This window comes from Cellulosimicrobium sp. KWT-B, from assembly GCF_002127155.1.
Taxonomy (GTDB): Bacteria; Actinomycetota; Actinomycetes; order Actinomycetales; family Cellulomonadaceae; genus Cellulosimicrobium; species Cellulosimicrobium funkei.
Genome location: NZ_NEDO01000002.1, coordinates 149,961 through 171,288 on the forward strand (window position 1 = coordinate 149,961; position 21,328 = coordinate 171,288).

The 21,328-nt window shown below is 75.2% G+C and carries 22 protein-coding genes and 1 tRNA gene; 15 read left to right on the plus strand and 8 right to left on the minus strand.

Annotation, left to right across the window (positions count from 1 at the left end; all coding sequences use genetic code 11):
- Positions 1-161 precede the first annotated feature (161 nt).
- Positions 162-290, plus strand: coding sequence for a hypothetical protein (locus B9L22_RS20620; protein WP_255179672.1), 129 nt, complete (start codon positions 162-164; stop codon positions 288-290).
- 44 nt (positions 291-334) lie between these two features.
- On the opposite strand, the gene B9L22_RS06900 is transcribed toward B9L22_RS20620, so the two are convergent.
- Complete coding sequence (locus B9L22_RS06900; RefSeq protein ID WP_086149799.1) at positions 335-832, minus strand: NUDIX domain-containing protein; 498 nt, start codon at positions 830-832, stop codon at positions 335-337.
- Between the two features lie 161 nt (positions 833-993).
- Between B9L22_RS06900 and B9L22_RS06905 the strand changes: the two genes are divergently transcribed.
- From B9L22_RS06905 to B9L22_RS06915, 3 genes are read left to right on the plus strand one after another with little or no spacing between them, the layout of a single operon-like run.
- Positions 994-1,389, plus strand: a complete 396-nt coding sequence (locus B9L22_RS06905) for a RidA family protein (RefSeq protein ID WP_086149800.1) — start codon at positions 994-996, stop codon at positions 1,387-1,389.
- 55 nt (positions 1,390-1,444) lie between these two features.
- On the plus strand, positions 1,445-2,143 hold the full coding sequence (locus B9L22_RS06910) for a phosphatase PAP2 family protein (protein WP_086149801.1): 699 nt from the start codon (positions 1,445-1,447) through the stop codon (positions 2,141-2,143).
- Entirely contained in the window at positions 2,143-2,838 is a 696-nt protein-coding gene (locus B9L22_RS06915) for a phosphatase PAP2 family protein (RefSeq protein ID WP_076404469.1), read from the plus strand. Before B9L22_RS06910 ends, B9L22_RS06915 begins: the two co-directional genes overlap by 1 nt.
- Before the next feature lie 142 nt (positions 2,839-2,980).
- Here the strand turns inward: B9L22_RS06915 and B9L22_RS06920 are convergent, their stop codons facing one another.
- Positions 2,981-4,648, minus strand: coding sequence for a glycosyl hydrolase family 18 protein (locus B9L22_RS06920; RefSeq protein WP_158097162.1), 1,668 nt, complete (start codon positions 4,646-4,648; stop codon positions 2,981-2,983).
- Between the two features lie 216 nt (positions 4,649-4,864).
- Between B9L22_RS06920 and B9L22_RS06925 the strand changes: the two genes are divergently transcribed.
- Complete coding sequence (locus tag B9L22_RS06925; protein WP_158097163.1) at positions 4,865-6,343, plus strand: DNA polymerase IV; 1,479 nt, start codon at positions 4,865-4,867, stop codon at positions 6,341-6,343.
- 97 nt (positions 6,344-6,440) lie between these two features.
- On the opposite strand, the gene B9L22_RS06935 is transcribed toward B9L22_RS06925, so the two are convergent.
- Positions 6,441-7,685 (minus strand): MFS transporter, encoded by a 1,245-nt coding sequence (locus B9L22_RS06935; RefSeq protein WP_086149804.1) that lies wholly within the window; start codon positions 7,683-7,685, stop codon positions 6,441-6,443.
- 21 nt (positions 7,686-7,706) lie between these two features.
- On the opposite strand from B9L22_RS06935, the gene B9L22_RS06940 reads away from it, so the two are divergent.
- Positions 7,707-8,297 carry a TetR/AcrR family transcriptional regulator gene (locus tag B9L22_RS06940; protein ID WP_086149805.1) on the plus strand — a complete coding sequence of 197 codons (591 nt, stop codon included), beginning with the start codon at positions 7,707-7,709 and terminating at the stop codon, positions 8,295-8,297.
- Between the two features lie 82 nt (positions 8,298-8,379).
- Positions 8,380-10,050: a DHA2 family efflux MFS transporter permease subunit gene (locus B9L22_RS06945; RefSeq protein ID WP_086149806.1), complete on the plus strand. Its 1,671-nt coding sequence runs from the start codon at positions 8,380-8,382 to the stop codon at positions 10,048-10,050.
- A gap of 74 nt (positions 10,051-10,124) precedes the next feature.
- On the opposite strand, the gene B9L22_RS06950 is transcribed toward B9L22_RS06945, so the two are convergent.
- Entirely contained in the window at positions 10,125-10,790 is a 666-nt protein-coding gene (locus B9L22_RS06950; RefSeq protein ID WP_086149807.1) for a Type 1 glutamine amidotransferase-like domain-containing protein, read from the minus strand.
- A gap of 299 nt (positions 10,791-11,089) precedes the next feature.
- On the opposite strand from B9L22_RS06950, the gene B9L22_RS06955 reads away from it, so the two are divergent.
- The 3 genes from B9L22_RS06955 to B9L22_RS06965 all read left to right on the plus strand — a co-directional run bounded on the left by B9L22_RS06955 (position 11,090) and on the right by B9L22_RS06965 (position 12,300).
- Complete coding sequence (locus tag B9L22_RS06955) at positions 11,090-11,602, plus strand: GNAT family N-acetyltransferase (protein ID WP_086149808.1); 513 nt, start codon at positions 11,090-11,092, stop codon at positions 11,600-11,602.
- A 79-nt stretch (positions 11,603-11,681) separates the two neighbouring features.
- Entirely contained in the window at positions 11,682-11,990 is a 309-nt protein-coding gene (locus B9L22_RS06960; protein ID WP_086149809.1) for a DUF1778 domain-containing protein, read from the plus strand.
- A gap of 79 nt (positions 11,991-12,069) precedes the next feature.
- Positions 12,070-12,300, plus strand: a complete 231-nt coding sequence (locus B9L22_RS06965) for a hypothetical protein (RefSeq protein WP_086149810.1) — start codon at positions 12,070-12,072, stop codon at positions 12,298-12,300.
- A gap of 46 nt (positions 12,301-12,346) precedes the next feature.
- Here the strand turns inward: B9L22_RS06965 and B9L22_RS06970 are convergent.
- The 3 genes from B9L22_RS06970 to B9L22_RS06980 all read right to left on the minus strand — a co-directional run bounded on the left by B9L22_RS06970 (position 12,347) and on the right by B9L22_RS06980 (position 14,508).
- Positions 12,347-12,436 (minus strand) — tRNA-Ser (locus B9L22_RS06970).
- A gap of 201 nt (positions 12,437-12,637) precedes the next feature.
- Positions 12,638-13,660, minus strand: a complete 1,023-nt coding sequence (locus B9L22_RS06975; RefSeq protein WP_086149811.1) for an iron-siderophore ABC transporter substrate-binding protein — start codon at positions 13,658-13,660, stop codon at positions 12,638-12,640.
- Between the two features lie 8 nt (positions 13,661-13,668).
- Positions 13,669-14,508, minus strand: coding sequence for a siderophore-interacting protein (locus tag B9L22_RS06980; protein WP_086149812.1), 840 nt, complete (start codon positions 14,506-14,508; stop codon positions 13,669-13,671).
- Positions 14,509-14,731: 223 nt separating this feature from the next.
- Between B9L22_RS06980 and B9L22_RS06985 the strand changes: the two genes are divergently transcribed.
- The 4 genes from B9L22_RS06985 (at position 14,732) to B9L22_RS07000 (ending at position 19,725) form a co-directional block, all read left to right on the plus strand.
- On the plus strand, positions 14,732-15,415 hold the full coding sequence (locus B9L22_RS06985; protein ID WP_198947244.1) for a DUF4956 domain-containing protein: 684 nt from the start codon (positions 14,732-14,734) through the stop codon (positions 15,413-15,415).
- Positions 15,412-16,308 carry a polyphosphate polymerase domain-containing protein gene (locus B9L22_RS06990; RefSeq protein ID WP_086149814.1) on the plus strand — a complete coding sequence of 299 codons (897 nt, stop codon included), beginning with the start codon at positions 15,412-15,414 and terminating at the stop codon, positions 16,306-16,308. Before B9L22_RS06985 ends, B9L22_RS06990 begins: the two co-directional genes overlap by 4 nt.
- A complete protein-coding gene (locus B9L22_RS06995) occupies positions 16,308-18,398 on the plus strand; it encodes a carbohydrate-binding domain-containing protein (RefSeq protein WP_086150191.1) in 2,091 nt (696 codons plus the stop codon). The genes B9L22_RS06990 and B9L22_RS06995 overlap by 1 nt, the downstream gene beginning before the upstream one ends.
- Before the next feature lie 523 nt (positions 18,399-18,921).
- Positions 18,922-19,725 carry an NAD-dependent protein deacetylase gene (locus B9L22_RS07000; protein ID WP_043656515.1) on the plus strand — a complete coding sequence of 268 codons (804 nt, stop codon included), beginning with the start codon at positions 18,922-18,924 and terminating at the stop codon, positions 19,723-19,725.
- Between the two features lie 75 nt (positions 19,726-19,800).
- Here the strand turns inward: B9L22_RS07000 and B9L22_RS07005 are convergent, their stop codons facing one another.
- A complete protein-coding gene (locus B9L22_RS07005; RefSeq protein WP_074804208.1) occupies positions 19,801-20,232 on the minus strand; it encodes a nucleoside deaminase in 432 nt (143 codons plus the stop codon).
- Between the two features lie 325 nt (positions 20,233-20,557).
- Between B9L22_RS07005 and upp the strand changes: the two genes are divergently transcribed.
- Positions 20,558-21,193, plus strand: coding sequence for a uracil phosphoribosyltransferase (gene upp, locus B9L22_RS07010; RefSeq protein ID WP_021482058.1), 636 nt, complete (start codon positions 20,558-20,560; stop codon positions 21,191-21,193).
- The last annotated feature ends 135 nt before the right edge of the window (positions 21,194-21,328 follow it).

Sequence of the window (21,328 nt, forward strand, 5' to 3'; positions counted from 1 at the left end):
GCGCGAGCCGACCAACCCTGGTGCACGATGCTGCACCAGGGTTGGCGCGTTTCGGCCGCCGCGGTGTGACGCAGATCGCGCCACGACGGCCGGGTTTCGCGTCATGGATCGCGTCTGACGTGGTCCCTCTCCCTGGAACCGCCCCCCACGAGAGGACCGTCATGACCACCGTGACCGACGCAGCCCGCCGTACCGCGAGCCGTGCGCGCCGCTCGCACCTGTCCGCCGTCGCCGTCGCGCTCGTCGGGCTCGCCGCAGGCTTCGCCGCGGCGCCCTACCTGCTCGGCTGACGCCTCCCGCTCGACGAGCCCGGGACCGCGGTCCCGGGCTCTCGTCATCCTTCGGTCGTCGTGCTCTGCGCCGGCTCGCGCGCGAGCTGCTCCTCCAGCCGGTCGAGCAGCGGGACCTGGCCCGCGACCACGAGCCCGCGGGCGCGCGCGAGCGCGAACCAGCCGGCCCGGTCCAGCTCCGGGAACTCCTGCATGCGCCCCGAGCGCGGCGGCCACTCCAGCGCGAACGTGTTGCTCGCGATCGTCGTGACGTCGAGGTCCGCCTCCCGCGCCCACGCCGCGACGAGCTTGCCCGCGCGCTGGCGCACCGTGCCGAGGTCGAGGTCCGGCGCCGCGCCGGCGGGAGCCGGGACGCCGAGCTCCTCGGCGAACTCGCGCAGCGCCGCCGCGTGCTCGTCCTCCCCCGGCTCCACCTCGCCCTTGGGGATCGTCCACCCGCCCGCGTCCTTGCGCGCCCACAGCGGGCCTCCCATGTGCCCGAGGAGCACCTCGACGGCGTCGTCACGGAACCGGTAGAGCACGAGCCCTGCTGACTGCTTCACCCCTCCTTCCTACACAGCCGACGCCGGACCGGCCCGTCGGAGCCGCGCGGACCACCCGCCGGGGGCGTCTCGGGGTCGTGTCCGGGGGCCTGCCGGGGGTCTGTCGGGGGCACGGCGTAGCGTCGGCAGCACCAGGACCGGGACCGCAGAAGGGGACGACCATGGCCACGCAGAGCGTCACGCACCTCAACCCGCCCGGGCTGCACCGCAACCCCGCGTTCTCGCAGGGGACCATCGTCGAGACCGGCCGCACGCTCTACGTCGGCGGTCAGAACGGCACGGACGCCGCGGGCGCGATCGTCGAGGGCGGCATCGCGGCCCAGACGGCGCAGGCGCTGCGCAACGTCCTCGCCGTGCTGGCCGAGGCAGGCGCCGGGCCGGAGGACGTCGCGCGGCTCGCCGTCTACCTCGACCCCGAGGCCGACCTCATGGAGGGCTTCGCCGCCGTCGGAGAGGTCTGGGGCCAGCACCCCGCCGCCGTGACCGTCCTGCGGGTCGGGATCGCACGGCCGGGCGCGCTCGTCGAGATCGAGGCGGTCGCGGCGCTCCCCGCCTGACGCGGGGCACCGGCTCCCGCGCGCGACGACGCGGGGGTGCCGCTACTGTCCGGGGGTGCCAGCCGACCGGACCCCGTACCGCGCCCTCTGGCGGGCGGCGGCGTACGGGGTCGCGGCGTCGCTTCCCGTGCTCGCGCTCGCGTGGCTCGTGCGCGCGGAGTCGGGGGTCGTCGTCGACGCGGACCGCGCCGCGGTCGCCGCGGCGACGCGGTTCGCCGGCGAGCGCCCCGCGCTCGAGCGCGTGCTCCTCGTGGGGCAGGAGGCGCTCGCCGCGCGGTGGATGAACCTCGCCGCGATGGGCGTGTGCGTCTGGGCGTGGCGGCGCCACGGGCTCGGGTCGCGCGCGGCCTGGGCGGCCGGGACGATCTGGGGCGCGTGGGCTCTCGGCCTCGGCGCGAAGGAGGTCGTCGGCCGCGCACGGCCCGTCCTCGAGGACGCCGTGTCGACCGTGCCGGGCGCGAGCTTCCCCTCCGGGCACGCGATGAACGCGGCGGCCGTCGGGGTGACGCTCAGCGTGCTCGTCTGGCCGCTGCTCGGGCGGCGAGGCCGCGTCGCCGTGGTCGGCGGTGCGACGGCGCTCGCCCTCGTCACCGCGGCCGACCGCGTGCTGCTCGGCGCGCACTACCCCTCCGACGTCGTCGGCGGGATCCTCCTCGGCGGCGCGGTCGCGGGGGCGTCCGCCGTCGGCTACCACGGCTGGACCGCCGCGCGGTCCGGCCGTCCCTCCGGTGACACTCCCAGGAACGAGGTCTGATGCAACCCTTCGTGCACCGCTACGAGCTGGACACGACCCGCCCCACGGCGAAGGAGGTGCTGCGCGACGTCGGCCTGCGGGCGTTCCTCCCGGGAGCGGTGCTGTGGGTGGTCATCGTCGCGACGGGCTTCCTCGTCACCGGGCCGCTCGGCGACCTGCCGGGCGAGGTCGCGGTCAACCGGTGGTTCGAGCAACGGCGGACGCCGTTCTGGGACACCGTCACCGACGTGCTCTCCCTCATCGGTACGACCGAGTTCATCATCGGCGGCACGCTGCTCACCGTCGCGCTCGTGTGGTGGCGCACCCGGCAGTGGTGGTTCGCCCTCGTGCCCGCGCTCGCCGTCGCGCTCCAGGCGCTGATCTTCCTCACGTCGTCGATCGTCGTGGGGCGCGAGCGGCCCGACGTCTCGCGGCTCGACGAGGCGCCCCCGACGTCCAGCTTTCCCTCGGGGCACACGGGCGCGTCGGCGGCGTTCTACCTGACCCTCGCCCTGCTCGCGCAGCGCATCACGAACCCGGTCCTGCGCGTCGTCGTGACGGTGCTGTGCTGCCTCGTGCCGCTCGGCGTGGGTCTCTCGCGGCTCTACCGCGGCGCCCACGGACCGGCGGACGTCGTCGTGGGGCTCCTCAACGGCATCGTGTGCTGCGTCCTCGCGTGGCACTACCTGCGCCGCGACCTGCGCGCGAAGCGCTGAGACCCCCGGGGGACGCGCTCCCGGCGCCCGTCGGCGCCGCTCTCCCCCACCACGACGACGGCGGGCCCGGTCCGAAGACCGGGCCCGCCGTCGTCGTGCGGGGGCGGTCCGGGCGCGCGCGGCACCCGGACCAGCCGTCAGATCAGGCGCACAGACCCACCGGGTCCCACGAGCCCCACGTCACGGAACCGGGGAGCTCGCCCTTCGTCCACCACTGGGCCCTGTAGTTCACGCCGGCGCGGGACACGGTCTGCCCGCCGGTGTAGACGGCCTCGCGCGACCAGGCCGGGGCGCAGACCGCCGCCTCGACCTCGGGCGCGGTGCCGCAGGGGCCGATCTTCTTCCAGGCGTTGCTGGCGCCCGGCTCCTGGTTGCGGGTCCACCACTGGGCCTTGTACTCCGTACCCTCGTGCGAGACGACCTCACCACCGGTGTAGACGCCCGTGCCGTACCAGGGCACCGCGCACTCCTCGGCCACGCCGGGACCCGGGGTCGCGGCGCGCAGCGTCGAGCCCAGGGCGTCGCCGAGCTCGTTGCGGTAGTCGCCGGAGAGGTCCCACCACATCGCGCCGCCGTAACCCTGCGTCGCGACGAACTCGGCCTTCGCCGTCACGGACGCCGGGTCGTCGTAGCTCCACCACTGGTCGCCGTTGTACAGCCAGCTCGCGCCGATCTTCGGGTCGAAGAACTTCTTCCCGCCGAACGAGCGCAGCTCGGCGTACGTCTTGGTGCCGACGTACCCGGCGGCGGGCTGCCAGCCCTTCGTGCCGTCCTTGACGCCGTACCAGCCGTGGCCGTAGGCCGCGAGGCCCGCGTTGATCTGCGACGGGTCCGCGCCCGCCTTCACGTACATGCCGAGCGCGCCGTCGAGGCCGAGGCCCCAGTTCTCCGCGCCGTCGGGGTGCAGGTTGCCCTGGTGGCCCGTCTTGTTCGGGACCCAGCCGCCGTGGAAGTCGTAGCCCTGGACGTTGAGGAAGTCCACGACCGCGAACAGGCGCGGGTCGAGCCAGCCGCCCTGGCCGGCGTTCCAGCCGCCCGCGGGCGCGAACGCCGTCAGCAGGTAGTCCTGGCCCGTCGTCGCGCCGCGCGCGTCGAGCTCGGCACGGAACTCCTCCATGAGGAGCAGGAAGTTCTCCTTGTCCTCCGGGCGGACGTTCGCCGTCTCGCCACCGGTGACCGGCCACTCCCAGTCGATGTCGATGCCGTCGAAGATGCCGGCCGCGACGCCGGGGCCGCCCTTGCCGTCGACGACCGGTAGGTTGCCGTCGATGTAGAGGTCGAGGCACGAGTCGACGAGCCGCGTACGACCCTCGGCGGTGGACGCCGCCTCGGAGAAGTTGTCCGACCAGGTCCAGCCGCCGAGGGAGACGAGGATCTTCGTCTCCGGGCTGACGGCCTTGAGCTTCTTGAGCTGGTTGAAGTTGCCGGCCAGCTTCTGGCCCGGCTTGTCGGCCTTGCCGTCGACGGAGTCCGCGGCGGGCACCTCCGCGACGAAGTCGTTGAGGGGGTCGCCCTCGCCGGGGACGTCGGCGATGTCGCACACCAGGTCGGTCGTGACGTTGCCGAACGCGTAGTTGATGTGGGTGAGGTCCTCGATCGCTCCGGTGCGCACGAGGTCGGCCACGTGGAAGTCGCGGGTGACGCGCGAGTCGGCCATGACGTAGCCGACGCTGCGGAACCCGTTGATGTCCGACGGCCCGGCGACGGAGGCCGCCGGCTTGGCCGTGGGCTGGGGCGCCGCCGCGGCGGGCGACGCGAAGGTGGCGGCCGTGAGGGCGAGCGCCCCGACGACGGCGGAGGCCGTGACCACGCGCGAGCGTCGTGGCGAGGTCCTGGCGAACGAGCGGCCGGGGGCAGCCGCGCTGGGTGTCGATCGATCGGTCATGAAGGCCTCGTTGCTCTTCGGCCCGGGCTGGGGATCCCGGGATTTGTTCGGTCTCCTGCAAGATACCCGCGCACATCCCCGAAACGCCAGGGTCCGAACGAAACCGTTACCGCTGTCGGTGGCAGGGCGCAGAGTAGGGCGGTGAGCTTCGACCGTGCGCCGCACGCCCCCGTGCTGCGCGCCCGCCCGACGATCGCGCACCTCGACGCCGACGCGTTCTTCGCCGCCGTCGAGCAGCACCAGCGGCCGTCCCTGCGCGGGCGCCCGGTGCTCGTCGGCGGCGTGGGGCCGCGCAGCGTCGTCGCGACGGCGTCGTACGAGGCCCGGCAGTACGGCGCCCGCTCGGCGATGCCGATGGAGCAGGCGCGGCGGCTGTGCCCGCCGTCGACCGTCGTCGTCGTGCCGCGGTTCGCCGCGTACTCGGCCTACTCGGCACGGATCATGGCGGCGCTGCGCGAGGTGACGGACCTCGTCGAGCCCGTGAGCATCGACGAGGCGTTCGCCGACGTCGCCGCGGCCGTCGGGCCGGAGACCGACCTCGAGGCGCTCGCCACCGGCATCCGCGAGCGGGCGCGGGAGCTGAGCGGCCTGCCCGTCTCGCTCGGGCTCGGGCGGTCCAAGCTCGTCGCGAAGCTCGCCTCGGAGGCCGCGAAGCCGGGCGGCGTCCGGGTCGTGGGGGCCGACGACGAGGACCCGTTCCTGCTCGACCTGCCCGTGCGGGCGCTGTGGGGCGTCGGCCCGGTGTCGGCCGCGCGGCTCGACGAGCTCGGGGTGCGCACCGTCGCCGACCTGCGTCGCCAGCCGCTCGACACGCTGCTCCTCGTCGCGGGCGAGGCGGGCGGCACCAACCTCTACCGGATCGCGCGCGGCTGGGACGACCGCCCGGTCTCCACGGTGCGGGAGCGCAAGTCCGCGGGCGCGGAGCACACGTTCGACACCGACCTCCACGGCCGGTCCGCGATCGCCGCGGCGCTCGACCCGGTGGTCGACGCCGCGCTGGCCCGCCTCGAGCGGCACGCCGTCGCGGCACGCACCGTCGTGGTCAAGGTGCGCCTCGCGTCGTTCACGACCCTCACCCGCTCGGTCACGCTGTCCCGCCCGACGACCGACGAGGGCGCCCTCCGCGACGCGGCCCACCGCGCGCTCCGCCTCGCGGACGTCACCGAGCCGGTCCGCCTGCTCGGGGTCGCGTTCCACGCGCTGTCCGAGCACGCGCAGCTCATGCTGCCGCTCGGCGCGGACGCGCCGGAGGACCCCTCTGTCCCGATCGCCGCGGAGGTGGTGGGCGCTGAGGCGGCGGTCGATGAGGCGATAGGCGCCGAGGCGGTCGGTGCAGAGTCGGTGGATGCAGAGGCACCCGGCGCGGCCGCGACAGGCCCCGTCCGGACGACGGCCGCCCTCCTCGCCCCCGGCCTCGACGTCTCGACCCCGGCCGACGGGCGCGGGTGGGTCGTGCGCGTCGGCGACGACGGCCGCGTCGCCGTCCGCTTCGAGACGGCGCGGACCGGCCCGGGCTACCAGCGCTGGGTCGACCCGGAGGCGGAGGAGCTCGCCCTCGTCGAGCCGCTCGGCCCGGACGGCGAGCCCGTGCGCGCCTCGCCCGCCGACGACGACGCGTAGCGGCGAGCCGCCCCGCCCGCGCTCGCACCGCCCGCACCCGTCCCGCCCGGGCTCGCCCCATCCGTGCTCGTCCCGACCGCGCTCGTCCCGACCGGGCTCATCTCGTCCGTGCGCGCGCCGTCCGTGCGCGCGCCCACCGTCCCGGTCCTGCCGACGGCGGGCCGTCGGCACGCTCCCGACCGGGCCTCGCGCCGTCGGGCACGCGCGGGACGATCCCCGCCGCGACGAGGAGGAGCGCCGCGCCCACCCAGAACGCGGCCTGCGGCCCGACGACGTCGCTCAGCCCGCCCGTCGCGAGCGCGCCGACCGCCTGCCCGGCCGTGAGCGCGACGAAGAGCACGGCGGTCGCACGCCCGGCGGCGTGCGGGCGCAGCGCTGTGCCCCACGCGATGAGCACGCCGCTCAGGGCGGTGTAGGCGCCGCCGAAGAGAGCGCCCGCCACCGCCACGACGGGCACGCTGCCCGGGGCGAGCGCCAGGGCGGCGGTGCCGACCGCCGTCGCGACGGCCGTCACGACCCAGGCGCCGCGCAGGCCGAGCACGCGGACGGCGTCGCCGCTGAGGGCGCCGAGGACCGCCGCCGCGCCGAGGAGGCACCAGAGGGCCGCCGTCGTGCGGCCGGGGAGGCCACCGGTCACGGTGACGAGGTCGCGCCCGAACGTCCAGACTGCGGCGCTGCCGATCCCGGCCACCGCGGCCGCGACTCCGGCGCGTGCGAGCGACCGCTCGCCCGCGCCGCGGGACGCGGGCGGCGACTCGGGGGCCGCGGGCCAGCGCGCGCTCCGGTCGACGACCGCCGCCGTGACCACCGCCCCGACCGCGGCGGCGCACCACACGGGCCGCCAGACGTCCGGCGCGACGAGCGTCGCCGCCCCCACGAGCGCCACGCCGACGCCCGTCCCGGAGTTCACGACGGCCTGCATGCGCCCGGCCCGGCGGCCGTCGACCGTCGCGCCGACCGCGGCGACGAGCCCGGGCGACGCCGCACCGGCGGCGCTGCCCGCGACAAGGACGCCCGTCGCGAGGCTCGCGGACGACCACGACAGCCCGACCAGGACCGCCCCCGCCGCGGCGAGCGCCGCGGCGGCCCAGACGACCGCGCGCGGGGAGCGTCGCGCCATCGCGCGCTGCGCCCCGAGCGCGGCGGCGCAGTACGCGGCGAAGCTGCCGGCGGCGATCGCGCCCGCGGCGGCGGACGAGAGGCCGAGCTCCGTCGTGAGCGTCGGGAGCTGGAGGCCGTACCCGTAGCGGACGACGCCGTACGTCACCGCGACGAGGCCGGTGCCCGCGGCGACCAGACGGCCCGGGGCGGGCGCGGCGGGGTGTAACGATCGTTTCAGCATAGTGATCGTTACGCTAGCCCCATGCCCCGGACCGACGCACGCCGACCGGCCCGCGACCGCCTGCTCGACGCCGCGGAGGCGCTGTTCGTCGAGCACGGGATCGCGGCGACCGGCGTCGACGCCGTGCTCCGCCGCGCCGAGGTCTCCCCCGCGACCCTGTACGCGCACTTCGCGGGCAAGGACCACCTCGTCGCGGCCTACCTGGAGCGGCGGCACGAGCGCTGGCGGGCCGCCTGGGACGCGGCGCTGGAGCACTGCGGGGACGACGCGGACGCGCGGGCGCTCGCCGTCTTCGACGCGCTCGACGGCTTCCCCACCGCGACGAGCACCCGCGGCTGCGCGTTCCTCGCCGCCGCGGTCGAGGTCACCGACCCCGAGCACCCCGCGTACCGGTGGCTCGCCGCCGACACCCGGCTGCTCGTCGACCGGCTGCGCGACCTCGCCGCCGCGACCGGCGCCGCCGACCCCGACGCCCTCGCGGCCGAGCTCCTCGCGCTCTACGACGCCGCGCTCGCCTCCCGCACGCGCCGCGCCGTCGCGGGCGACCACGGCCCGACGCCCCTCCCGTGGCGCGCCCTCGCAGCCGGGACGGTCGCGCGCCACCGCGCCTGACCTGCACGGCGCTGCTGATGCGCTCCCCCGCGTGCGCGGCGATCCTGGACGCAGGGCCGCGTCACGACACGAGGGAGGCCCCGTGGAGTCCGTGCAGGGGAACGCGCCGCAGACCGAACCGCCCGAGGACGACGAACCCGCCGTCGACCCGCGGGCCCACGCCAACCGGTGGCGCGCGCTCGTCGTCCTGGCGGTCGCGCTGTCGATGGTCGTCATCGACGGGACGATCGTCGCCGTCGCCGTCCCGGACATCGTCGCCGACCTGAACCTCGGGCTGAGCGAGGCGCAGTGGATCAGCGCCTCGTACGCCGTCGTGCTGGCGGCGCTGCTGCTCTCGTCGGGCCGTCTCGGGGACCGGCTCGGGCGACGGCGGCTCCTCGTGGTGGGCGTCGTCGTCTTCCTCGCCGGGTCGCTGCTCGCCGCCGCGGCCGACGACGGCGGCTCGCTCATCGTCGGGCGGCTCGCCCAGGGCCTCGGCGCGGCCGCGATCCTGCCCTCGACCCTGTCGACCGTGAACGCGACGTTCCGCGGCAAGGACCGGGCCGCGGCGTTCGGGGTGTGGGGCGCCGTCATCTCGGGCGCCGCCGCGGTCGGCCCGCTCGCGGGCGGGTGGATCACGACGTCGTTCACGTGGCCGTGGATCTTCCTCGTGAACGTCCCCGTCGGCGCGCTCGTCGTGGTCGGTGCCTACCTCTGGGTGCCCGAGACCCGGGCGCACGCGTTCGCCCCCGGGCTCGACCTCGTCGGGCTCCTGCTGTCCGCGCTCGGGTTCGGCGGCCTCGTGTTCGGGCTCATCGAGGGCCAGACGTTCGGCTGGTGGAGCCCGAAGGGCGACGTCGAGCTGCTCGGCGCGACCTGGCCGGCGTCCGCGCCCGTCTCGCCGACCCCCGTGTTCCTCGCGGCCGGGCTGCTCCTGCTCGTGCTCTTCGTCGTGTGGGAGCGGCACCGCGCGCGGGTGCGGCGGTCCGCGCTGCTCGACCTCACGCTCTTCCGCATCCCGACGTTCCGGTGGGGCAACGTCACCGCGACGACCGTCGCCGTCGGCGAGTTCGGCATCATCTTCGTCCTGCCGCTCTTCCTCGTGAACGTGCTCGCGCTGTCCACCATGGGCGCCGGGCTCGTGCTCGCGGCGATGGCGCTCGGCGCGTTCCTCTCCGGCGCGTCGGCACGTCACCTCGCCGCCGCCGTCGGCGCCCCGCTCGTCGTGGTCATCGGCCTCGCGCTCGAGATCGTCGGGGTCGCCGCCGTCGCGCTCACGGTCACCGCGACCGTCTCCCCGTGGCTGCTCGCGGCCCTGCTCGTGGTCTACGGCGTCGGGCTCGGCCTCGCCTCCGCGCAGCTCACCAGCACCACCCTCGTGCAGGTCCCCGCCGAGGAGTCCGGCCAGGGCTCCGCCACGCAGTCGACGGCGCGGCAGGTCGGCTCCGCGCTCGGGACCGCGCTCGTCGGGACCGCGCTCGCCGTCCTGCTCGCGAGCGCCGTGCCCGCGGCCCTCGACGGCGAGGGCCTGCCCGACGCCGAGGTCACGCGCCTCGCCGACGCGACGAGCGGCTCCGCCGGCGACGTCATCGCGAAGCTGCGCGCGGAGGGCACGCACGGCGAGCTCGGGCCGCAGGAACCCGAGGTCGTCGACGCGCTCGCGTCCGGGTTCGCCGACGCGACCCGCGGATCGCTGCTCGTCGCCGGGGCGTTCCTCGTGCTCGGCATCGCGTCCGCGACGGCCGTCGTGCGGGCGTCGCACCGTTCGGCGTGAGGGTCGGCCCGACGGCGGAGCGGGTCGATCTCGGCGCGGGGTCGAGCCCGGGGCCGGGTCGAGCCGGCTCGGGGTCACGCCAGGCGGTGCCAGATGCCCTCGGACACGACCTCGACCGCGCCGTCGACCACGAAGGCGGTCTCGTCGTCGACCGCGTACGCCCGCCCGCCCAGGGCGGCTGCCCAGCGCCGCGCCGCGGCCTCCGTGTTGTCAGGCAGGTCCGGGTGGTCCAGGTGGGGGAACATCGAGAAGTCGACGAGCCCCAGCGGCGTCGCGTCCTCGCCGTCGGGCGGCTCCCACCCCACGAACTCCTCGCCGATGCGCGGCGTCAGGGCCATGCTGCCGCCGCTCATCCCGACGTAGACCGTCTCGGTGAGCGACGGCACGAGGTCCGCGAACCCCGACCGTCGCATCCAGTACGCCAGGTAGCCCGCGTCACCGCCCGCGGCCAGCAGCACGTTCGTCTCCCGGACGAGCGGCACCCAGCGCTCTGCGGGGATGCTCGGCAGCGCCGTCAGCTCCAGCACGCCGACCGACCCCCACCCGAGCCCCGCCATGTGGTCCGACTCCCCCGTGATGAAGTCCCGGGCGTTCTTCCCCGGCCCCACCCACGGGTGGCCGTACAACGCCGTCGGGATGCACTGCGCCGAGCACTCACCGATCGGCCGGCCCAGCAGTCCGACGAGCGCCCCCTCGATCGTCGGGTTCGTGACTCCCCCTGACGTGAGCAACAGCTTCATCGCGTCCTCCTCAGCTCCGACGGTCTGCACGGCAGACCGCTGCGCAGAGGGGAACTCATCGCCAGCGGCGGGCGCCACCTTGGACGACTCGCGAAAGGAGCCGCCCCGGGGCGCGTGCGACCACCCGGCGCGCTGTCCTGCTGGTGATCCGCGCAGCGCCTCGCCGCCTCTCCGAAGGACGGGGCCGGACGGGTACGACGACGCAGCCTCGGTATTGCGTGGCACCCCCTTCGCGTGTGGCCGGCGCCCCGTAGAGTGGCCGGAATTCTCGCTCAGGTGTACGGAAGGCACTCGTCAGGATGCTCATCGCGCGACCGTTCAGCCCCGAAGCCCTCAAGCTCCATCCGTTCGCCTGTGGCGAGCCGGAGCTCGACGACTGGCTCGCTCGGTTCGCGGGGCAGAGTGAGCGACGGGACAACGTCCGCACGACGCTGCTCCTCGACGAGCAGGCGGGACGCATCGCGGGGTACTACTCGATGCGGACGTTCGAGCTGTCGGCCGCCGACGCCTCGTCCGCGATCGGCCGCGCACGCCGCTACCCTGCGCCGGCAATGCTCCTCGCGCGGCTCGCGGTGGACGTCGATTACCAAGGGAACGGCGTGGGCCGCGTGCTCCTCTTCGACGCCCTGCAGAAGCTCGTCGACGCCGCAACCGCCATCGGGTTCGAGATCGTCGTCGTACATGCCCTCCACGAGGACGCAGCCTGCTTCTACCTGAAGCACGGATTCCGCCGCTTCCTCGATCACGACCTCAGCCTGTTTCTCACCACTAAGGACCTTCGCGCCACGTTCGCTGCGGCCGATCCGAGTTGATCCGTACGTACCACGTGCGTACAGTGGATGTACGCCACGAGACCGCCACGTCACCCGACGCGTGACACGAGGAGCCACCATGCCTGCCGCAAACGTGCGGTCAGAGCGCCTGAACATGCGCCTGTCCCCGGAAGCGCTGACCACCATCCGCGAGGCCGCCGCCATGCAGCAACAGGACGTGTCCGCGTTCGTCCTGGGCGCCGCGATGGAACACGCTCGCGACGTCCTGCTCCGCGACCGCGTCATCCACCTCACGCCGCAAGAAATCGACCAGGTCGAAGCCGCCCTCGGTGAAGAGCCCCGGGTCGTGCCCGAGCTCGCGGCGCTCATCGCGGCGGTGCGGCGCGACGCGCCGCAGCACGGCACACAGAAGCTCGCGACGCACTGAGCGGCGCCGTCACGACGCGAAGGGCGGCCCCCAACCTGATCTGGGGCCGCCTTTCGTCGTCCACGGATCCGGTCGGCGGGTGGGGGTTCACGCAGCAAGTGCGAACAGAGCGCAGGCTCCCACCCGCCTGGCCGACCACCGCGACGAAGCCGCGCTCAGTTACACCGACGAGGGCACGACCGTCCGGCACTACGTGAAGCGCACCCACGTCGCCCCGGACCTGCGGGTCGTCATCGACCAGCTGATCTCGGCGGCGGGGTCGACGTCCACCGAGCACGAAACAGGTGAGTTTCCGGTGACCCCCACATGACGAAGGGCCCCACATCCGCATGATTCTGCGGGTGGGGCCCTTCGGGTGGCGGTAGCGGTGGGATTTGAACCCACGGTGGACTTTCACCCACACACGCTTTCGAGGCGTGCTCCTTAGGCCGCTCGGACACGCTACCTCGCCGGGATACCCGGCCCAGGAAGGATACCTGGTCATACCCCCGGACACCGAATCGGCCGGTCAGCCGGTCCTGCGCCGGGTCACGCACACCCCGCTTGACGCCCGCGCGAGCCGGACCACCCGGCCCGCCCCGCGCCGTCGGGCAACACCCGCCGCCGGACCGCGCCGGCGTCGCGCACCCCGCCGCCAGGCACGGGCGTCACTTCCCGGCGAGCGCCTCGGCGAACAGCGGGGTGACGTTGTCGATCGCGTAGATCACGGCCGTGGGCGTGCCGAGCGAGAAGGCGTTGGAGAGGTCCTTGTCGTCGAACACGACGTAGCGGCCGTCGGCGACGGACGGCACGGTCTGGAAGATCGGGAGGGCCTCGACGTCGGCGGCGGTGAAGCCGATGGGCTGGATGACGGTGAGGTCGGCGTCGAGCAGGTCGACGTTCTCGGTGCCGAGGGTGGCGGAGAACTCCTCGCCGGCGGCCTCGTCGATCTCGGGCTTGGTGTCGAACCCGAGGCCCTGCATGAACTCGCCGCGGCTGGAGGTCGAGACGTAGGCGCCGAAGCCCTCGGCCCAGTAGGACCCGATGACGGCGGTCTTGCCCGCGAACTCGGGGTGCTCGTCGCGCGCGGCGGCGAACGCGTCGTCGACCTCGGCGAGCAGCTCGTCGCCGGCCTCGCTGCGCCCGAGGGCGGCGGCGATCATGCCGACCTGGTCCTCCATGGGCGTGAGGTAGGCCTCGCCGCCCTCGGGGATCGCGACGGTCGGGGCGATCTCGGAGAGCCGCTGGTACCGCTCGGGGTCGCCGGACGACTTCACGTCGAGGATGACGTCGGGGTCGAGCACGGCGATCTGCTCGTACGACGGCTCGAGGGTGCCGATGATCTCGGGCGACTCGTCGTACGCGTCGGCGAGCCAGGGGCCGACGCCGTCGCCGCCGAACGCGAGCCAGTCGCTCGCGCCTACGGGCTGGACGCCGAGCGCGAGGGCGGTCTCGGCGTCGCCCCACCCGAGCGCGACGACGCGCTCCGGCTCCTCGGGGATCTCGACGTCGCCGAACGCGGTGGGGATGGTCACCGGGAAGGTGTCCGCGGCGCCGTCGGCGGTGGTGCTGCCGGACGGCGTGGGGTCGCCGGAGCCGTCGCCGGACGAGCACGCGGCGAGCGCGAGGACGGCGAGCGCGGACACGGCCGCGAGCGCGCGGCGGGGGCGGGTGGTGCTGGTGCGATGCATGGGACTCCTCAGTCCTCGAAGATCTGGCCGACGGGCTCGCGCTTCTCCGCCTGGAAGCGGTCCTCCGCGCGGCCGTAGGCCCAGTAGCCGGAGAGCGACAGGTCGGAGCGCGGCACGCCGCGCTCGGTGAAGACGCGCCGCAGGGCCTTCATGGCCCCGCGCTCGCCGTGCGCGAAGACGTGGACGCGGCCCTCGCGCCACGGGAGGTCGGCGGCGGCGTCGGGCAGGAGCGTCGTCGTCCCGGCGGGCGCGTCGCCGCGCAGCACCCAGGTGACCTCGACGCCGTCGGGCGCCTCGAGCGGCAGGCGGTCCGCCTCGGTCCCGACCTCGAGCACGGCGTGCCCGACGGCGTCGCGCGGCATGGCCTCGAGCGCGGCGGCGATCGCGGGGAGCGCGGAGTCGTCGCCGGCGAGCAGGTGCCAGTCGGCGGCCGGGTCGGGCAGGTACCCGCCGCCGGGGCCGGAGAGGACGAGGCGGTCGCCGGGCTTCGCGCGCGCGGCCCACGGCCCGGCGAGGCCCTCGTCGCCGTGCACGACGAAGTCGATCGCGAGCCGCTGCGCCGCCTCGTCGACCCAGCGCACGGTGTACGTGCGGGTGACGGGCACGTCCTCGGGCGCGAGCGTGTCGCGCAGCGCCGCGACGTCATAGGGCGGCTCGAGGCCGAGCTCGGGCTTGGCGAAGTAGATCTTGACGTACTTGTCGGTGTGCTCGTTCGTCGTGAACGCGGCGAACCCGTCGCCCCCGGCGACGACGCGCACGAGGTGCGGGGAGAGCCACGCGGTCTCGAGGACCTCGAGGACCGTCTGGGGGCGGGCGCGCCGCGGGGCGGGCGCGGTGGTGGTCGACATGACAACCTCTCGTCGGTGACTTAGGTGAGGCTAACATCACCGCCTGGGCACGGGGTCGTGACGCCGGTCACCGCCCTGCGGAGCAGCGCGAGTCGCGCGGTCGAGGGGTCCGAGGGAACTCATACACGCACCCTGTGCCCTCCACAGCGACCGCACAGGCTCGCCCGGCGGAATGGGGACGTCCTCGACCACGGCGCCCAGCGCCCCGGCACCCGGAGGCCTCGTGTCCCAGCCCGTCCTGTACCTCGTCGACCTCGTCGCGGTCACCGTCCTCGCGTTCGGCCTCTACTTCCCCCGGCACCGGCGCCGCGACCTCGTCGTCGCGTACCTCGGCGTCAACGTGGGGGTGCTCGCGGTCGCGGCGACGCTCGCGACGAGCAGCGTCGGCGCCGGGCTGGGGCTCGGGCTCTTCGGCGTCCTGTCGATCATCCGCCTCCGCTCGACCGAGCTCTCGCAGACCGAGGTCGCCTACTACTTCGCGGCCCTCGCGCTGGGCCTCCTCGGCGGGCTCGGCGCGGCCACCGGCTGGCTGTCCCTCACGGGCATGGCGCTCGTCGTCGGGGTGATGGCCGTCGTCGACCACCCGCGCGTCCTGCGCCGCGCGCAGAGCCAGACCGTCGTCGTCGACCGCGCCCTCGCCGACCCCGCCGAGCTCACGCGCTACCTGGAGGAGCTGCTCGGCGCCGAGGTCCGCGGGGTGAGCGTGCAGCGCCTCGACCTCGTCAACGACACGACCTGGGTCGACGTCCGCTGGACCGCGCCGCGTACGCCGCGCCGGGGCGCGCGCCCCGCCCGTCCCGCCGTCCTGCCCGACGGCGTCCCCCCGCTCGCAGCCGACGCCGCGCCGCTCCGCGTGGCCGCCACGGCCCCGGACGGTCTCCCCGCCCGGACGGGGGCGCGCGCATGAGCCCGCAGACCCTCCCGGCCGACGACCGCGTGCGCGCCGCCCTGCAGCCGCTCGCCGGGGTGGACCTCGACGAGCTCGTCGGGACGGCCGCGCTCCTGGCCCGGGTCGACCGCAAGTACGTCCTGCCGGTGGACGACGCGGTCGCCGTGCTCGACGCCCTCGCCCGCACGACCGCCGCGCGCGTCCTGGAGATCGACGGCGCACGCAGCGCGGCCTACGAGTCGGTGTACTTCGACACGCCCGACCTCGCGTCGTTCCGCCTCACGGCGACGCGCCGCCGTCGGCGGTTCAAGGTCCGCACCCGCACGTACCTCGACTCCGGGACGAGCTTCCTCGAGGTCAAGACGCGTGCCGCGCGCGGCACGACGCTCAAGCAGCGCGTCGCCCACGACTGCCCGACGGCGCTCGACGGCGGGCAGGAGTTCGTCCACCGGACGCTCGCCGCCGAGGGCATCGACGGCGTGCCGGAGCACGCGCTGGCACCCGGCCTCGTGTCGCGGTACCGCCGCACGACGCTCCTTCTCCCCCGGCCCGACGGCGCCGCGCGCGCCACCGTCGACACCGGGCTCACGTGGGAGCTCGACCGGCCCGACGGCGCCCGGCCCCTCTCCTGGCCCGTCACCCACCTGGCGGTCGTCGAGACGAAGGGCGGCTCGACGCCGTCGGACCTCGACCGGCTGCTGTGGCAGCACGGGCACCGCCCCGAGCGGATCTCGAAGTACGGCACCGGGCTGGCGCTGCTGCGCCCCGACCTGCCCGACGGCCCCTGGCGGCGCGTGATCCGCCGCCACCTCACCCTCTCCCCGGGCGGCACGACGTCCGACCGGACTCCCGACCACCACCTCGCCCGACACCCCGCCCGCACCCCCGGGCACGACGACAGGAGCCTGTGATGCGCATCCGACGACCCCTCACGTACCTCACCGCGGCCGCGGCGGCCGCCGTCCTCGCCGGCTGCTCGGTCCTGGGCAGCGACGCCGCGACGAACGACACGTCCGCGAGCGCGAGCACGACCGCGAGCGACGGCGCGACCACAGCGTCCGACGCCGTCGCCGGCCTCACCCCCGAGGAGGCGCGCGCCGACAACGCCGAGGTGACGGTGGACGACGCCGACCTCGCGGTCGACGAGGCGTCGGCGACGACCGTCGCGCTCGACGGCGGCACCGCCACCGTGAACGGCGACGGCGCGACCGTCGACGGCGCGACCGTCACCGTGACCGCCCCCGGCACGTACGTGCTGAGCGGCACCCTGGAGGGGCAGGTCGTCGTCGACACCGCCGAGGACGGTCTCGTCCAGCTCGTGCTCGACGACGCCGACATCACCTCCCCGACCAACGCCGCCGTGAACGTGCAGGACGCGGAGAAGGTCGCGGTGGTCCTCGCCGACGGCTCGACGAACAGCCTCACCGACGCCGAGGAGCCCTCCGAGCTGGACGCCGACGGCGAGCCCGACGGCGCGCTGTTCTCGACGGCCGACCTCGTGATCGGCGGCGACGGCGCGCTCACCGTGACGTCGCACGCGAACGACGGCATCGTCTCGAAGGACGGCCTCGTCGTGGCGGGCGGCGACCTGACCGTCGACGCGGGCGACGACGGCCTGCGCGGCAAGGACTACCTCGTCGTCACGGGCGGGACGCTCGACGTCACCGCCGCGCAGGACGGGCTGAAGTCCACCGAGGACGGCGACGACACCCTCGGCTTCGTCGACGTGCGCGGCGGGGACGTCACCGTCACGTCGGGCGACGACGGCGTGCAGGCGGTGACGGACGCCGTCGTCTCCGGCGGCACCCTGACCGTCACCGCGGCCGGCGGTGCGGGCGCCGACGTGAGCGAGGACGCCTCCGCGAAGGGCCTCAAGGGCGACGTGGGCGTCGTGGTCGGCGACGACGCGACGGTCACCGTCGACGCCGCCGACGACGCGCTGCACTCGGACGGCGCCGTGTCCGTCTCGGGCGGGACCGTCGAGCTGACGTCCGGCGACGACGGCGTGCACGCCGACGGCGACGTCACCGTCTCCGGCGGCGACCTCACCGTCACGACGTCCGTCGAGGGCATCGAGGGCGCGACCCTCACGATCTCCGGTGGTGACGTCCACGTGACGGCGAGCGACGACGGTCTCAACGCGACGGTCGGGTCGACGACGGGCACCGTCGAGGGCGACGCGGCGGCGGGCGGCTCGGCGGCGGGCGACACGGCGACAGGCGACACGGCAGCAGGCGGCTCGGCGGCGGGCGGCTCGGCCGACGGCACGATGCCGGAGCCGCCGGACGGTGCACCGGGCGGCACGGCGGGCGGCACCCCGCCGGAGATGCCGGCCGACGGCGAGATGCCCGAGCCCCCGCAGGGCGGCGACCTGCCGCAGGGCGGCCCCGGCGGTGGGGCAGGCGGCATGGCGGGCGGCGGCATGGACGCCGACGACGGCTCGTCGCTGACGATCTCCGGCGGCACGCTCACGATCGACGCCGGCGGCGACGGGATCGACTCGAACGGGTCGCTCACGGTCACGGGCGGCGAGACGGTCGTCCAGGGCCCGACGAACGACGGCAACGGCGCGCTCGACGTGAACGGCACGTTCACCGTCTCCGGCGGCTCGCTCGTCGCGGCGGGCAGCGCGGGGATGGTCGTCGTCCCGGCCACCGACTCCGAGCAGGGCTGGCTCGCCGCCGACGTCTCCGCGAGCGCGGGCGACACCGTCACCGTCACGGCGGCCGACGGCGCCGTCGTCGCCGAGCTCACCGTCACCAAGGAGACGGCGAACGTCGTCGTCTCCTCCCCCGACGTGACGGCCGGCGAGACCTACACGGTGACCGCCCCGTCCGGCTCGGTGACCGCCGTCGCGGGCGAGTGGACGGGCACCGCAGGCCCGGGCGGCGCCGCGCGTCGGCCCGGCACGGCTGGGGGCGGCGCTGCGGATGATGGCGCTGCGGAGGACGGCGCGACGACGGAGGGCAGCACGACCTCCGGCACGATCACCGAGTCCTGACAGCATGTCGCCCGGGCCGGAATCCCGGCCCGCGCGTTCCGCCGAGGTAGAGCCCCGGTCCCGCGAAGTAGAGCCCCGGTCACGCGAGGTAGAGGCGTGGTCACAGCTCTACCGACCCGACCGCGGCTCTCCTTCGCGTGAACCACGGCTCTACCTCGCGTGGACCTGGGCTCTACCTCGCCCAGCCACGGCTCTACCTCGCGTGGACCAGGGCTCTACCTCGCCCGACCACGGCTCTATCTCGCGGGGCCTCGGGTCTCCCTCGGGGTGACCAGGACTACCTCGGCGGGCCGGGGTTCTGCCCCGCTCTCGTCGTACCGTGGGAGACGTGCCCACCGACCCGACCGCACCGTCCCCGACCGACCCGACCGAACCGACGACCGCCTCCCCCGCGCACGTGGCGACGTCGGCCGCAGACCTGCCGTCCGCCGTCCCGACCCTGTCGTCGCGGCTCGCGTGGCGGCCGAGCCAGCCGCCGGCGGGCGCGGAGCCCGCGCCGCGGACGGGGACGGTCGAGGACGCTGTGGAATTGCTGCGGGGGCTGCGGGTCACGGCGCTCACGGGCGCGGGCGTGTCGACGGACTCGGGGATCCCGGACTACCGCGGCCCGGACTCGCCGCCGCGCAACCCGATGACGTACCAGCAGTTCGTGCAGGACGAGGCGTTCCGCCGCCACTACTGGGCGCGCAACCACGTCGGGTGGCAGCACGTGCACCGCACGCACCCGAACGCGGGCCACCGGGCGCTGGCGCGGCTGGAGGACGCGGGCGTGCTCGTCGGGCTCATCACGCAGAACGTGGACCTGCTGCACGAGGACGCGGGCAGCCGCAACGTCATCGACCTGCACGGCCGCTACGACCGGGTGATCTGCCTGCAGTGCGGGCGCGTCATCTCGCGCGAGCACCTGGCCGAGCGCCTGACCGCGCTCAACCCGGGGTTCCTGGAGAGCGTCGGCGACGTCGGCGACGTGGAGATCGCGCCGGACGCGGACGCGGTGATCGAGCAGACGTCGCACTTCCGGCCCGCACCGTGCGAGTTCTGCGGCGGGGTGCTCAAGCCGGAGATCGTGTACTTCGGGGAGAACGTGCCGCGCGAGCGGGTCGACCGTGCGTTCGCGATGGTCGACGAGGGCGACGCGCTCCTCGTCGCGGGGTCGTCGCTCACGGTGCTGAGCGGGCTGCGGTTCGTGCGGCACGCGGCGAAGGACGGCAAGCCGGTCGTGATCGTCAACCGCGGCTGGACGCGCGGTGACCCGCTCGCGACGCTCAAGATCGAGGCCGGCACCACGGAGACCCTCACCGCCCTCGCCGAGGCGCTCGCGCGCTGAGGCGACCGACCCACGAGCGGTGGGGAGGTAGGACGGCGCCGGGTCGTGGCGGGAGGCTGCGCAGGGGCGGTGCGCTCAGCGCTGCGCGCCGAAGAAGTCGCGGAGCAGCCGTGCGCACTCGTCCTCGCGCACGCCGCCGACGACCTCGACGGCGTGGTTCGCGCGCTGGTCGCGCACGAGGTCCCACACCGAGCCGGTCGCGCCGGCCTTCGGGTCCCACGCCCCGAGCACGAGCCGCTCGACGCGCGCCAGCACGAGCGCGCCCGCGCACATGACGCACGGCTCGAGCGTGACGACGAGCGTGCAGCCCTCGAGGCGCCACTCCCCCCACGTCGCGGCGGCCTGGCGCAGCGCGAGCACCTCGGCGTGCGCGGTCGGGTCGCCCGTCTCCTCGCGCCGGTTGCGCCCCACGCCGAGCAGCCGCCCGTCGGGCCCGACGACGACCGCCCCCACGGGCACGTCGGCGCTCGCGAGCGCGTGGGTCGCCTCGTGCAGCGCGAGGCCCATGAGGGCGTCCCACGTCCGGCGGCGCCCCGCGACCGTGGCGGGCGGGAACGCACCCTCCGTGGTGGGGATCGCGAGCCCGCGCGGCACGGTGCCCGACGCCGTCCCCTCCTCCGGGTGCGCGAGGTCGCCCCGGTGCGCGGGGTCGCCCGAGCGGGCGGGGCCGCCCGGGTGGGCCGGCTCGCCGGGGTGGGCGACGTCGTCGGGCACGGGACCTCCGGTCGGTAGGAGCGGGCCGCACCAGGCTAGCGACCGGGCGCCCACCCCGTGCGCGGACCGGTTACCGGCCGGTACGGCGGACGGCCCGCGGTCCGATACCGTTGTCACCATGCGCCTGCACGTCGCCGACCACCCGCTCGTGGCCCACAAGCTGACCGTCCTGCGGAACAAGGAGACGACGTCCTCGACGTTCCGGCTCCTCGTCGACGAGCTGGTCACGCTCCTCGCGTACGAGGCGACGCGGGACGTGCGCGTCGAGCCGCACGAGATCGAGACGCCCGTGACCAGGACGGTCGGCGTCCGCCTCGCGGAGCCGCGCCCCCTCGTCGTGCCGATCCTGCGCGCGGGCCTCGGCATGCTCGAGGGCATGACGCGCCTCCTGCCCACGGCGGAGGTCGGGTTCCTCGGGATGCAGCGCGACGAGGAGACGCTCGAAGCGGTCACGTACGCGAACCGCCTCCCCGACGACCTCACGGGCCGGCACGTGTTCCTGCTGGACCCGATGCTCGCGACCGGCGGCACGCTGGTTGCGGCGATCGACTACGTCTTCGCGCGCGGGGCGCGCGACGTCACGGCCGTGTGCCTGCTCGCCGCCCCGGAGGGCATCCAGGTGCTGGAGAAGGCGGTCGGCGAGCGCGTCGACGTCCAGCTCGTGGTCGCGGCGGTCGACGAGCGCCTCGACGAGAAGGCGTACATCGTGCCCGGGCTGGGCGACGCGGGCGACCGCCTGTACGGCGTCGTCTGACCCTCCCACCTGCACGAACACCCGCCGGGACGTCCCGGCGCCCGCTCGGCACGCCCGGAACGCGAGATCGCCGCGGTCCGCATGCTGAGAACTTCCACGGCTCCTCTTGGCGTGCCGTGCGCTCCGCTGCCATGC